General features: G+C 42.9%; 3 protein-coding genes (1 of these 3 cut by a window edge). All 3 read right to left on the bottom strand.

Translation table 11 applies throughout. The annotated features are described in order from the left end of the window. The coding region (locus tag BET10_RS13620) for a non-ribosomal peptide synthetase (protein WP_070986124.1) at positions 1–10,369 on the bottom strand (10,369 nt) is incomplete at its 3' end. Beyond that, positions 10,366–13,743 (bottom strand): non-ribosomal peptide synthetase, encoded by a 3,378-nt coding sequence (locus BET10_RS13615; RefSeq protein WP_070986123.1) that lies wholly within the window; start codon positions 13,741–13,743, stop codon positions 10,366–10,368. The genes BET10_RS13620 and BET10_RS13615, both read right to left, overlap by 4 nt. Further along, positions 13,740–15,842: the final stretch of a non-ribosomal peptide synthetase gene (locus BET10_RS13610; RefSeq protein ID WP_070986122.1), read on the bottom strand. 12,183 nt of this gene lie beyond the right edge of the window; the window shows 2,103 of its 14,286 coding nt (coding positions 12,184–14,286); the start codon falls outside the window, past its right edge; the stop codon is at positions 13,740–13,742. The genes BET10_RS13615 and BET10_RS13610 overlap by 4 nt, the downstream gene beginning before the upstream one ends.

The following is a 15,842-nucleotide window of genomic DNA, read 5'->3' as shown; positions in this document are numbered from 1 at the left end:
CGTCAACCGGATAGTTCTCGAAAATAAACAAACTATCAAATAGTTGCTGCTGTGTAGGCGCTAACTGCTGAATATCTGATAGGGGTAGGTAACTATAACTGTCCGCATCGACTAAATCTTTGTGTAGTTGACGCAACCACTTTTCTAGCGTTTGTGATTCATCCACCGTAACCTTCATCGGCACCGTGTTGATAAATAGCCCCACCATCTCATCAACACCTTTGAGCTGCGCCGGACGCCCCGATACTGTGACACCAAACATTACCTGTGATTCACCACTGTAACGGCTCAATAATAGGCTCCAAGCCGCTTGGACTATCACATTCACTGTTGTTTGACACGCTCGTGCAAGCTTCACCAACGCCGCTGTTTTCTCCGCCTCTAAACTAAACCGTGCCTGATGAATACCGTTTCGTGCTTCTTCGTGCTCACTGACCTCTACCCCATACCCTACAAATGGTAAGGGAGTGACCCCTTCTACGTCCCTAAGGTGGTGATGCCAATATTCCCTTGCCGCTGTCGCTGGCTGCTCCGCTAACCATTGGACATACCCTTTGTAAGGCTCCACCGCACCAAGCTGTGCTTCACTGCCTGTTTGAAGTGCTCGGTAATACTCTGTCACCTCTCCAAACACCAGCGACGTACACCAACCGTCTAATAGGGCGTGATGGTGTGTCCAAAGTAGTACTTGTTTTGTACCCTCTGCTGCCTCTGACAAGTTGAACACCGTCAATCGCATCAATGGGGCATGAGCCGCTATAAACCCTTTCGCTTTGTCTTCTGTACGATACTGCTCTATCGCTGCTTGCTGTGCTACCGGCGTCAGCTCTAATAATGAGATCTCCTGCCAATCCAGCATCACATCCGATTGTACTAATTGGTGTGCATTACCGTCTTCTACACCCACAAAGCTGGTTCTGAAAATATCATGTCTCGCGATTACCTTTTCCCATGCTTGTCTAAAGTGCTCAACATGTAAATCCGTAAACTCTACTTTCACTTGGGTCGCGTAACTGTCTGACGACAACAAGCTATGAAATAGCATACCTTGTTGCATACCCGTCGCCGGATATAAGTCTAATAGCCGCCCCTTCGTTAAGCTTGACCAGTCTATTAATGCCTGCTCTGTAACCGTGGCCAGCGGAAAATCACTGACAGTAAACCGCCCCGCTAACTCGCCTCGGTTAACTTGCTGACAATGCGCTATTACCGCTGCCAGACCAGCTTCATAGGCCGCCATCCACTGTGCGATAAACGTTTGCGAATAAGCCGCTTTGTCATACCCTAAGCTGATATGAAGCTGTCCCTTTTCTACAAATCCATTCAATGACAAACCATACGCCTGCGCACGACGAACACTCACGCCTTGTCCTGTTGATATATCTGCTCGGCTGAATTTTTGCCGCTCCCCTGTGGACGCATCGAATTGGCCTAAGTAATTAAACAACAGTTCGCTGCCTGCATCACCTTCTGATAGCACCGCATGTCCTTCTACTGAGCCAACCCCATGGCGTAATAAACCGTACCCTATGCCACCATTTGGGATCCCTCTATACTGCTCTTTTACTGCACAAATGAGCGCTGCAACATCATCACTGTCATGGCTTAACAAGCATGGATAAATACTCGTAAACCACCCTAAGGTTTCACTTAAGTCAATTTCATCGCTCAGGGCTTCTCGACCATGGCTTTCTAAATCCAATCGGATACCCGATACACCTTGCCACTGCTTCATACCCACAAACAAACCCGCCAACAACAACTCGTTGATACGCGTTCTATATGCCTGATTACTCTCGTTAATTAACTGAGATGTCAAAGCCGTAGATAAACTAAAGTTGGCTTCTTCATAGGTGGTCGCCAATCCATGTTCAGGAGCCGATGCGCTCCAACGAGCAACCGGACTAGACACCACCGCTTGCCAATAACCCAACTCATCAACCACACTTGAGCGTTGGGCGTAGTCTTCCAAAAACTCTCCCCACTGTTGGTAAGATGAGCTTTTCGCACCCAGTTTCAAGGCGTTACCCGCTTGGTGTTGCTCAAATAACGTGGTTAAGTCATCCAGCAGCACCCGCCACGATACACCGTCTATCACTAAGTGGTGAACGCAAATAAACACATGCTGATCTTGCTTGGTCGGCTCTAGATTCTTAACTAGCACCGCTTTCATCAAACGACCCGCTGTGATATCTAAACTCTTATGCACTTGCGTTGCGTAATCAGCAAATTCGCTGATCTGCGCTTGAGCACTCGTAAGTGGCCATGTGATCTGTGATACCAGCGATGAGATTGATTGTGCACTGTGTGCTACATACTGTCCCTGCCACTGCTCATCACGCGATTTTGTAAACACTAAGCGTAATGCATCGTGACGCTGATAAAGCTCAGTGAACATAGCCTGTAGTAACTCCAACGTCAGCGTGTCTGGTACTTGTAATAACAAGCTTTGGTTGAAGTGATTAATATCCGTTTCATCCGTGAAGAACTCACGATGAATGGGTAACAAAGGTTGTGCTCCGCTCGTGGCTTCTTGTGGTGCAAGTACCTTTGGTCCCGTGTTCACACTGGTGGCTAAACGACGGATAGTCGGCATATCAAATAGGGCTTTAACACTAAAGAACAGCCCTGCCTTTGCCGCTTTTGAAACTACCTGAATCGATAAGATAGAGTCACCACCAAGCTCAAAGAAGTTAGCATCAATGCTAAGCTGCTCCGCTGCCAAACCTAATAGCTCAGCCCAAATCACCACCAATTGCTGTTCAATATCATTCATTGGAGCAACATAGTTACTGACTGCGATACTCGCCCAATCAGGCATAGGTAATTGCTTTTTATTCACCTTACCATTGGCTGTCAGTGGCATTTCATCCAATACCAAAATCGCACTTGGCACCATGTAATCGGGTAGCTGCTCGGTAAGTCGTAACTTCAAAGACGACACCACCTCCGCGCTAATTGCTTCCTTGTTACTCAATACCACATAGGCAACCAACTGCTTTTTATTCGGCTCATCTTCACGTGCGACCACCACACAAGACTGCACATCACTTGACTGAGAAAGCTGGTACTCAATCTCTCCAAGTTCAATACGGAACCCTCGGATCTTGACCTGATCATCTTTACGCCCAATGAACTCAATATTGTTATCCGGTAGTTGACGAACCAAATCGCCAGTACGGTATACTCTTTCTTCATGACCTTCGTACAAACTAACCGTGATAAAACGCTCTGCGGTTAATTCTGGCTGCCCATAATAGCCAAGCCCAACGCTTTCCCCACCAACAAATAGCTCACCAATGGCCCCTTGTGGCGCCAACCTCAATTCACTATCAAGTATGTATAAATTAACATTGTCCATCGCCCTACCAATTGGGGTGACTTGGTTTTCCAACCAATATTGCGGGGTCAATATAAAGTCACAGGATATATCCGTACATTCGCTTGGGCCGTACATATTCACTAGGTTAGGACGACTCTCCCCCTCACTTACCCACTTGTTTAACCAAGTTGTATTAATAGGCTCGCCACCAAGCAATATCCATGATACTTCAGGCCATGTATCACCGTTATCTGTGATATGGTACATAGTACTAGGCGCACAGTTAACATGTGATATATGCCATTGTTTGATCTTGTCTCTCGCGTCATCAGCAGCAAAATATTTGTTGCCAATCAAACACACTGCACCACCAGAAACCAAAGGTGCGAGTAGGTTCTTTTGCGTCAAATCAAAGCCAAGTGAGCTGACAATCAGTGCTCTACTGGCTTGGTTAAAACCATACTTGGTAACATACCAATCTAATAAATTGACTTCATTGCGGTGACTTACAATCGCGCCTTTAGGTCGACCAGTCGATCCCGACGTGAAAATTAAATACAAGATGTTATCGACGTCCTGCCCTTTGGCTCGAGGGAGGTTATCAATGGGTTGGCATTCAATTTTGCTTTGCACCTCAACATCATCAAGGATAATTTGTTTGGCACTTTCAGGCTTAATAAGGCATTCAGATAAATTCAGTAGATAATTGGGCTTGGCTACCTCCATCATTACTTTGTGCCTTGACGCTGGGTAGTCTTGATCAATCGGAACATAAGCTGCACCAGCTTTCAGGACCGCCAATATTGCAACAATCGCCTGAGCTGTTGCAGGAAGGCACACCGCTACCAAGTCATTTGGTTTGACACCTTCTTCTCTTAAATAAGCTGCCAGTTGATTCGCTCGCGTATTTAAGTCGCGGTTTGACAAAGCGCAGATATCATCAAACACCGCAATATCATCAGGTCGTCGCGCCAAGCTTGTCTCGATTAATTCATGAATCAAAGTATCCTGTTCGCAAACTAACTCAGTGATAGATTGATTAGCCAATACCGCTTGGCGCTGCGTTTCACAGAGCATATTCACGTCAGAGATGTTATTTGACTCACACAATTGAAGTAGGATTTGCTTCAAATGAGTCGCAAATTGCTGTGCAGCTTGGGGGGCATAAACTGAATTCAAAGTCTCCACTCGCAATGACAATGAATCGGCGTGATTTGCGATCACTGTTATTGGGTAGTTTGTTCCTTCAATACTGTGAACATCATCAATACTTAAGTGCTCACCGAAGTCACTTGCAAAAAGGGATTCATCAACAGGAAAGTTCTCGTAAACTAAAATACTTTCAAACAGTTCTTTATTATCATACAGCTTTTTAATGTCACTTAGCGGTAAGAAGTTGTTGTTTTCTTGAAGCGCCACATTATTGTTAATTGATTGTAGCCACGCTTTGATCTGAATCTGTTGCTTGAGATCGACAGTTACAGGTAAGCAATTGATAAACAAACCTACGATGGCATCAGAGTTAGGCATTTCAACAGGTCTGCCTGAACTAATCGCACCAAAGCGTACAATGTCTACATCAGCATAACGCGCGAGTAATATCGACCAGGCCCCTCGCAGTACCGTGTTTAATGACACTTCACTTTGTTTGGCAAACGTCGTCAGTTTTTCAATTTCTAAATCTGTCAGTGAAAACGAATAATCACTAAACCCTTGTGCGTTTGCGTTATCTGTTTTGAAAACTTGCGGCAAAGGTGTTTGCCCTGCCATAAGCGCCAATTCATTTTGCCAATAAGTTTCTAGGCGCTGCATATCCTGTTGTTCAAGCCAAACAACATAATCTTGATATTGAACTACCTCATTGAGAAGTGGTTCACTATTGTAAATTTTGATTAAGTCTGTAAACAACAGCGAACGACACCAACCATCTAATAAAACGTGGTGATAAGACCAAAAAACAACCTGTTTCGCGCCCAGGTCAAAACATGTGATACGCATCAATGGCGGCTTAACTAAATTAAAACTTGTGTGCTTATCTTGTTTTGAAAATGCCTCTATAGCAGCATCTTGTTGTGCCTCACTATGCTGTGATAGATCAACCACTTCAAAAGGAAGTTCAACATTGTCATACACAATTTGATGAATGTTACCTTCATCAAAACCGTCAAAGCCCGTGCGTAAAATGTCATATCTTTGCACTACGCCCTGCCACGCTGACGCAAACTTCTTAAAATCCAACTTTGAGAAAGTAAACTTAGTTTGAGTTACATATTTGCCAGACTCCAACAAACCATGGAATAGCAAGCCTTGTTGCATTCCCGTCGCTGGGTAAATCTCTTTAACTCCCTCTGTGTGCCAATTACTTAGCTCATTCTCAGAAGCCCTTGCCATTTGGTAGCAAACACGATTTGAGGGTGTTCGTATCACTTCCTTGCCCCAGCGGCAATATAACGCAAGGGAATCGGATAGTGTGTCAACAAACTTTAACGCCTCATCAGCATCAATGAGATTGGTTTGCACTCTCACTTGGCAGACGAGCTTGTCTGCTCTGATAGCAATATTCACACTGATTGGGTGTGTCGCAAAATTGCCATTCTCTTCACGTGCTATATCGACAAAGTCAAAGTGTTCACTCTGTTCTACCTGCAGCCCGACCTCTCCAATATAGTTGAATAAAACGTCAGACTTAGCATTTGCCAAGAGGGAGTCATTGTCTGCATGAGCTTTAAGGCACAAGTAGCTGTCCGCTATCTGCGATACATGATTAATAGCAAGGTCAATACCGCGAATTTGAGCGAGGCAGTCTTCAGACTCAAATGCTGGCAACACAACGGGATAAATACTGGTAAACCAACCGACTGTGTGGCTAAAATCTTGCCCATTCGCGGCATTCAATCGGCCATGCCCTTCGAGTTCAACTAATGTAGCGCCTCGCCCTTTCCAGGCGCATATCGCATGCTGTAAAGCGCCCAGTAAAACCACATCTGCACGTTTATTTAGTAGCTTAGTTAACCCCGTCTTGAGAACATCTGTTTCTCCCTGACTCAGCTGAATTTCAAATAGCTCAATATGCTGTTCACGCGACAGTGAGTTTTCGTTACTTTCAACTAGCGTTCTAGTCGGTTTAGTTAACAACGATTGCCAACGAGCTTGATGTGCACTTGATTGCTCGCTTTTCGCCCAGTCATGCCAAAACAACGCATAATCACTATAGTTTTTCTCTAAATTGCGACTGTTTTCGTATGGATTACCTGACTTTGCGAACAATTCCAAATCAGCTAACATTATGGTCCATGAAATAGCATCTATGGCTAAGTGATGAACACATATAAAGAAATAATTTCCTTTTTCTGGATGAGATAACCAAACTGATTTAAACAATTCACCTGTATTCAAATTGATTGATTGTTCGGTTAACTCTGCTAAGCGTTGTAATTCGGATTCAACATTGTCATTCGCTGACAAAGTATGAACTGACAATGCCTTTTCGGTTAAAGCCTCATCAACAGGTAAGATATTCGCCCGTACTTGTTCTTCAGACCATAGATATTGGTATCTAAAGCTATCATACTGGGTTAGCCAGTACTTAACCGCAGCCTCGGCCATTGACAGGCTGACAGAGTCGCTCACTTTGATACAAAATGATTGGAAAAAGCGCGCTTTTTTTGGAATATCGCTGTTTAAAAACCAACTTTGAATGGGGCTCAGGGGAGTCGTACCTGTGCGTTGCACATTGCCAGCACAATCTAAAAGCGGTTCATCAAGCGAATCAACTATCGCCCTAACACTGCCTTTTTGATATAGATCTGACAACGATATATCAAACCCTGCTTTTTTAGCTTGCGCAACAATTAACAATGCTTTGATTGAGTCGCCGCTTACAGCAAAAAACTTGTCTTCGACACTTATAGATTCATTGCCAATCACTTGGCACCAAACCTCTAAGAGTGCTCTTTCTCTATCCGTTACGTCTGTCGTCTTAGTTTGGCTTTGTATAAATAACTGCGCAACAATTTCCGCTTGGTTGACCTTCCCATTTACGGTCAGCGGAAGGTCATCAAGAAGAAGAAGCCTTTTAGGTATCATATATTCAGGCAAATGCGCTTGCATATATGCGCTTATCTCTTCTTCTGAGTGTTCTGAAACTAGCGCGGCAACCAAAAGCTTACCCGCTTCTTTTAAGTCAGCCTTAAATACCGCAACTTGTGAGGCTATTTTTGCCTGTAGTAACAGTTGCTCAACTTCACCAGGCTCTATACGATATCCATTGAGATCTATCTGCTCATCCGCTCGCCCAATAAAAATCAACTGCTTAGACTCATTCCAACGAACTAAATCGCCAGTCTTATACAGGTGTTTGCCTAACCCATTAACGTTTATAAACTTTTCAGCCGACAGCGACCCTTGACCAAAATATTCTGGAGAAACACTGTCACCACCGATAAGCAACTCACCAACCGCACCATCTGGTACCAAGCGATTTTGCTGGTCAACAACATAGAGTTGGTAATTTGGTAATGCTGTACCAATTGGAACCGCGTAACCTTGTGGCACTTGTTGTTGTTTACTGTTCCAGTTAGTGCACCCAACAACAGTTTCAGTCGGACCATATTCATTAATGAAGGTCGCTTTTGGGAAGACTTTAACCCACTTAGCTAACTGTGCTGCTAAAAGTTGCGAGCCGCCAATAACGAACACATGCTCAAGGTCAATATGCTCACAGTTCAAAGCGATTGAATCAAGGTGTGCAGGGGTTAGTTTAAATAATTTAGCGCTGCTCGCGTTGTGTAATATATCTTGTAACTCAGATAGATCGCGCTCTTGAGGCAATAACGTAACAGACTTAGAGACTAACAACGGGCTATACAATGTCGTAATGGTGGCATCAAAAGCAATTGAAGAACTAACAACACTTCCCTCTACATCACCTAAATAGCTTTCTTGTGCATGATGCAGGTAGTTCATTAAACCTTTATGTGTGATCACGACCCCTTTAGGCTGACCTGTGGAGCCCGAAGTGAACATGATATACACAGGGTCCGTCTCTTGTACATCAATCGCATATAAAAATGCCTGTAACTCTGAGATTTCAACAAACTCAGAAAGATTAGCTGCCGTTAATTGCAATAATGACAATAATGTGACTGGCAAATCGGTAGAAACCTGTAAGCCTTGCTCATAAACAAAGAATTTACTGTTGCTTTGTGCTACGACCGCCTTTTGTCTGTTTGCTGGCGACTCAGGATCAATTGGCACATAAACAGCCCCAATTGCTTGAATAGCGAGTAATAATGCCGGTAAATCGCAAGTTCTTGGTAGGCAAACAGATATAATATCTCCCTTGCTAACACCATTTTCGCGTAATTTACTTGCTATTTGGTAAATTCGACTACCTAGCTTATGGTAGGAGTAAGTTGTGGTGCCATCCGTTAGTGCGATGGCCTGAGAAGTGCTCAGTACACTAGAAAATACATTCTTGATCAACACATTATTTGTGGTGCGACGAACGGTGCCCAAGGCTCTGTGCTTACTGAGCTCTAATTTAGACTCTATGCCCAACGTTTCGACCAAATGCAAAGGCAATGCGGGCTGGCGGAGCAACGCGCTTAAAAACTCATTAAATGCCTTAGCAAACTGATCGATCGTATTTGTCGACAAAATAGCAGCGTTGAATTGCCATTCAAGCTCTAATTCATTATTCGCTTCTGTAATATTCAAAATCAGATCTAATTTCGCACTATCAAACTGGCGGTCTAATACCTCAACCGTTAGATCTGATAAATTTACCTGAGCCTTCTCATAGTTATGCATTGAGATCATAACTTGATAAATAGGGCTGACATGCGTCAATCGCTCTACTGATAAGTTATCAGCCAAAAACTCAAACGGATATCGATTAAATAAAGAGGCTTCATATTCCTCATTTTGAGTTTTCATTATGAGCTGGGAAAAGCTCGCCTCCTCGTCTACCTTAATACGGCAAACTTGGGTATTCATGATCATCCCTACAATGTCCGCTAAATCTTTTGAGTCTCGACAGGCGATAGGAAAACCTAACACCACATCGTTACACTGAGTCCAACGTGATAAAGCTAGCCCCAGAACCACCTTTAAGGCAGTAAATAAGGTCACGTTCTGTTGATAGCAAAATGCTTTTAGTTGACTCGCTAACTTGCCTGATATTGCTGTGTTTATATGCGCACCGAGATAGCCATTTTCAGTTCGAGAATGATCCAAGTTAAGCGCATGACAAGCAGGGATGTCCGCTAAATATTGATGCCAATACTCTAGCGCGACATCTGCGGCTAGCCCATTTAGCCAATTGTGTTGCGCTTTTGCAAAATCACTATAATCAAGATTGCAAGATTGCTCTACTTGCCCCCCTTGTGACAGTGATTTATAAAAGCGACACAGATCCTTAACAATTATCGAATTTGACCAACCATCCGTAGCAATATGGTGTAAAACAATGACTAATAAATATTCGTTAGGCTGAAGCTCTACTAACGTGACCTTGATCGGGAAGTCTGCGGATAAATCGAACTTCACAGCTGATAACCGCTTAAGCTCAGAGTTCATATCCAATGCTCCCAGCTCATCCCTAGTTTGATGCTCAATAGCAAAGCTATTTGGATCTAGTTCGCGTAGTTCAAGCTCACCTTCCATTTCAAAAATAGTGGTTCTTAACACTTCATGATGTGCTAAAAGCTTTTGAAAACTCGCTTCAAGCACAGCAATATTTAATTCCCCCATTAGCTTAAGAGCGAATGGAATATTAAAAAGATTGCTACTATTACTGAGTTTATTCGCAAGCCATAGTCCTTTCTGCGCGGCAGATAGTACCTTGGGTTCGTCCGTCACCACCAAATCTGTAAGTTGATTGTCTGAAGTTAACCACTCAATCAATTCATGTTTTTTTTGTTTGATGGCTGCAATTAAATACTCTGGTAAATCGGTGTTATGAGCAACCAACTTTAACTGAGATTCATAAACCTCTAACTCAATGCCTCGGTTTTTACATTCGAGAATGATTTGCAATAATGTCATAGCAGTACTTCTGTTTTTTTCGTTGTTGGCTGTTGTTCTTTGTCAATTAATGCTGCCAATGCCGCAATGGTTGGTGATACAAGTAAAGATTTAATCTGTATACCAACACCAAACTTGCTACGTATTTCTGCTATTAAAGTCATTGCTAATAAAGAGTGACCACCTAATTCAAAGAAGTTGTCCGTGACACCAACCGCATTTACATCCAGTAATTCACACCAAATTTCCATCAGTGCCTTTTCTGTACCTCCCAAACTTTCAGGCTGTAAAACACTAGACTCTCTGTATAATTTCCACATGGCTGATGGAGAAACTTTTCCACTGGTTGTTCGCAACATTGCATCGACAGGGATCAGTTTGTTTGGGTGCATATAGCTCGGTAACGACGCTCGGATATGTGATTGAATGATAGGTAAGACAGTTGATGCATTCTCAATATCTGCTAAACAAACGAAGCTGATGAGCTGCTCACTTGCATCCTCCCTAAGCCAAGAATGTACCTCTTGAACCTCTGGCATGCTTTTTATTAAGTTATCAATTTCATCTAACTCAACTCTGAACCCTCTTACTTTAACTTGTCTGTCTTTTCGACCAAGAAAGCTCACCAAGCCATTTGGTTGCTTCACACCCATATCACCGGTCAAATAGAAAGCCTGCCCTTTTTTATTATTCTTTGCGTCACTGGCAATAAACCTTTCTTCGAATAGTTGTGCTTTGTTTAAGTAGCTCATTGCCAAGCCTGGACCCGAGATTGCTATCTCCCCTCTTGCCCCTACAGGTACTTCGTTTAATTCTCTGTCAACAATGAATAGTTGATGCCCATGAGTCGCAGAGCCAATTGCTGGCATGCTCAACCCATTAACTAAACAATAACTTGCATTCACCGTTGTTTCTGTCGGGCCATAGGCATTGATAGCATTTACGCCGAATTTCTCGTTGTACTTCTTCAATTGCGTCCAAGTTGATTGACCAATATCGTCGCCACTGACAATTAAGTTAACGGCAACTGATTGTCGTTCTAGCTCTTCCAACAAAGCTGGCGCAACAGAAGGCATAGTGTTGAAGATTGGCACTTCATATTTATTCAATAACTCAACCAGTGCACTTGGCGAAACCATCGTATCTACGTCAGGTAAAATGAGTGACGTACCACTTGCAAGCAATGTAAAACTCTTTATCGAAGCATCAAAAGCGAAAGAGTGAGACCACACCCAACTCTTTGGCAATTCTGGGGTCAATGCCACCAACTGCGCTTGGATTTCTAGCATAAAATGCGCTAACGAATACTGGCTGATTTCAACGCCTTTTGGCGTGCCTGTAGACCCTGATGTATAAATGACATAAGCCGCTTGGTCTGCCTTAGCAGCCGATAGGCTAGGCAACTTTATATCCGCCGGTTTGGTGTGTTCCGCGCTATATACAACCAAGGGTGGCAAGTTAGTTTCTTCCTCCCACCAACTAAACGTTGCGTCAGAGATAACCATTTTTGCAGCAGAGTCTACTACTTGAAAAACCATGCGCTCTTGTGGATAGTGCGGCTCTATTGGCACATAACACGCGCCTAACCTAAGTACGGCTAACACACACACGATGAGGTCTGTGCTGGGTGAAAATACCACCCCTACTTTATCCCCAGATTGAAGCCCTTTTTCCATCAGCAAGTGAGCTTGGCTTTCAACTTGCTCAACGAGCTGTGAATATGTGATGGCTAAATCGCCATCGATCAAAGCCGTTTGATCCGGAAATTTATCCATAGTTCGGTATAGCGATAAGATTAAACTGTCGATATTTTCATCATCGCTGTTAGCTTCGAGCTTCGTTTGCGGCGCTGATAAGGTTGTTTGGTTCACAGGTAAAGCGATTTCAGACAACTTTATTTGAGGAGATTGAGACGTTGTAACTAATAAGTGTAAAAAGTCTTCGGCGAAAGATTCGACCATCGCTCTTTCAAATAGTGTTGCGTTATACAACCACTCAACTACGAGGCCGTCAGTGCTATCTGTGATCAACAACGAAAGGTCATAACGTCCCATGCTGTCGTCAGATTTTATAGTTGAAACCTCAACCCCATCAAGTTCTAGCGCTTCATCAACCAGATCTTGCATTGCAATTGAGATCTGAAAAATTGGGTTATAACCTGTATTACGTTGCGGTGCTAATTCTTCAACAAGCACTTCAAATGGTACTTGCTGATGCGAATAACCTTCCAAACATCGTTGCTTCGTATAACGCAGTAAATCGCTATAGGTTTGACATTCATCTAAATTAATTCGAAGCACCAAGTTATTTACGAACAACCCAAATATATTCTCTAATGCGGGTAAAAACCTTCCCGCAGTCGGCGTGCCGAACACCATATCAGTGTCACCACTGTACCGATTAACCAATAGTGACAAGTTGGCGAGCATGGACATGAATATTGTTGCACCGTGCTCTTTGGAAATCCCCTCAATGATTTGAGCTTTTGAGGCCTCTATGTGTGTAGTAACTTTACCTGCTTCATAAGATTGAAACTCTGGACGAGGATGTTGTAGCGGGATGCTATGACATTTAGGAATACCTGCTAAGGTATTTTTCCAATAGTCCAAATGAGGCTTAAGACTATCGTTATTTAAGGATTCTCGCTGCCACTGTGAAAAATCCAGATATTGTAATTTGGGCAGTGGCAAATCACTCATACCCATTTTAGCAATTTGGTTGTACAGTTTATTGTATTCTTCAACCAACACTTTCATCGACATACCATCAGCTGAGATATGGTGGATGTTTATCTGTAATACCCACTCCTGCTCACCAAGCTGAACAACCGTCACTCGAATTTTTATATCTTGTTCCAGTAGAAATGGTTGATATACGTCCTCTTTTAAAACCGCTTGAACTTGCTCACTGGACCAATCTAATCCAATACAGTCTGTATTAACTTCAAATGGTATATCTGCTTGAGGTAATACATACTGCGCTGGTTCACCATCGTGCTCAAAGTAAATCGTTCTCAGTGATTCGTGTCTATCTAAGATTTGTTGAAAAGCAGCTTTTGCCACATCAATGCTGAACTGTCCAGTTAGATGAAATGCCGATGGCAAATTGAAGACCGCATTTTGTCCTTGTAATTTATCTATAAACCAAAGACGCTTTTGTGAATAAGACATTGGATAAATAGCTTGTCTATCTTCAAGTACACGGATCCCACTATCCTCACCTTGAGCACGGATTGACAACCACTCGATCAGCATAGGCTTTTGCTCTTTTAACTGACGCTTTAAATCATCACCTAATGCTTCTTTCGTACCTCGTACAACTAGCTGACCTTGTTCAGACAAGCCTATTTTTATTCCTTTTTCTTTTAGAACGTCAATCAATTCAGATATATTCACAGTACGAATTCCTCTTCTTCTTCACCCAATTCAGTTCCCTGAATGATGAGCATGTTATTTGTTTCAATCAGTGCTGCTATTTCCGCGATGGTTTGTGCAGAAAATAACAGTTGCACTGATAGGTTTACTTTAAATGTTTCTTCAATTCTTTTAGCGACGCGTAGTAGTAATAACGAATCGCCACCTAGCTCAAAAAAGTTGTCAAATATTGCGATGTTTTCGCTCGACAAGCCCAAGCACTCAGACCACACCTGAACAAGCTGTCGTTCAGTATCATTACGCGGTGCCACTCCTTCTTTTTCTGACTGATACTCGATAGCCGACAAAGCTTGATAATCAACTTTGCCATTGGGAGTAGATGGGAACTGTCCCAGCTGTATGAAATACGATGGGAACATGTAATCTGGAACTTTATCAGACATATAGCTTCTCAATTGCTCAGCACTGATCGGTTCCTTATTTTCAGTGGTATAAAACGCAATCAATAGCTTTTGTCCTACGGCTCCCTTTCTCACTTGTACAACACTATTGATAATGTCAGGGTGTTGCATGAGCCAGTATTCGATCTCTTTTACCTCTATCCGGAAGCCCCTGATTTTGACTTGATGATCTTCGCGGCCTAGGATTTCTATATTTCCATCGTCCATGTATCTTGCAAAATCACCGGTCTTATAGATTGGAATTTGTTTAGAACAAAGAGTGACTTGTGTGAAGGTATTTGCTGTTTGTTCTTCAAGGCCTAAATAGCCTTCAGATAAGCCATTGCCTCCAATGCATATTTCACCCACCATTCCTTCGGGAACCAACTGGTTATCTTTGTCTAAAAGGTAAACCTCACAGCCGTACATAGGCTTACCAATTGACGCAATGCTAGTATTGAGTTCACTGGCATCCAAAATTGGATACAAGGTGACAAATGTGGTCGTTTCTGTTGGCCCGTAAACATTGACTAGTCGCAAATCTCGATTTATCTGCTTTGCCTTTTTAACGTACTCAACAGCTAATGGTTCACCTCCGACGAGTAGTGACTGTAACTGAGTTAAGCATTCAGGTTGTTCATCCACCACAGCGTATAACAATACAGGAGTGAAACACGCTGCTGTCACCCCTGTATCTTTAATGCAATGATACAGTTTTACTAGATCTAGCTTGTCTTCACTGTAAATCGACAGAGTCGCGCCAGTTAAAAACGTTGTCCATATTTCAAAAGTTGACGCATCAAAGGTGATTGAGTTAACCATCAAAATAGTTTTCTGCTCGCCTATATGCGTGATTTCCTCCTGCAATGCCATATTGGCAATCGCCTTTTGAGTAATCTTAACTCCTTTAGGACGACCAGTTGACCCAGAGGTATAGATAAGGTTGCTGACACGGTTAAACGATGCTTTAAAATGAACATCGTCGAGGTTTTTGTCCAAATGAACATGCTTGATCTGACAATGCCCAAAAATGTCTTTACGTTGTGCTATTTCTGTATCGGCTCTTTGAGTCAGAACCAAATCCATCGCGGTATCTTGAACTATGTATTCAAGCCTATTATCAGGGTAACTAGGATCTAATGGAACATACGCACCGCCACTTTTAATTACAGCCAATACAGAAACAACAAACTCGCATGAACGTCCCATATACAACCCAACATAACGGCCATACAAGTCATGTTCTTGTGCTATCTCCGCTGCGAGGCGGTTAGACATTTTATCGATCTCTTGATAAGTGAATGCCTTACTTCCCTCTTGGATGGCCTCTTTATTTGGAGACTGCGCAACAAAATGAGCAAACCCTTCTATTAGAGACTCGACATTATGCGGATGTGTTTTGTATTCGTTCAGAGTGGTCATTTGACGCTGCATTTCCTGCGGAGTCATCAAATCATTTAACACCACTTGTGTGTCAGGAACACTCAATAACTTATCTAAGATAGCATCCATGTATTTTGCTAAGCGGCTTAGTACACTGGCATCAAACGCAACTTTATCTACTTTCAATCTTATCGATACTTCACCTTGAGCCGAGTGCATCACGCTTGTTTCAAATAAGAAGTTAGTTCTCTCTTGTAGCTCAAAGTCCGTGACTGACACTTTTTCATTAAGTGCGTT

Source organism: Pseudoalteromonas amylolytica (genome assembly GCF_001854605.1).
GTDB lineage: Bacteria > Pseudomonadota > Gammaproteobacteria > Enterobacterales > Alteromonadaceae > Pseudoalteromonas > Pseudoalteromonas amylolytica.
This window is presented reverse-complemented; position numbering and strand designations above follow the sequence as displayed.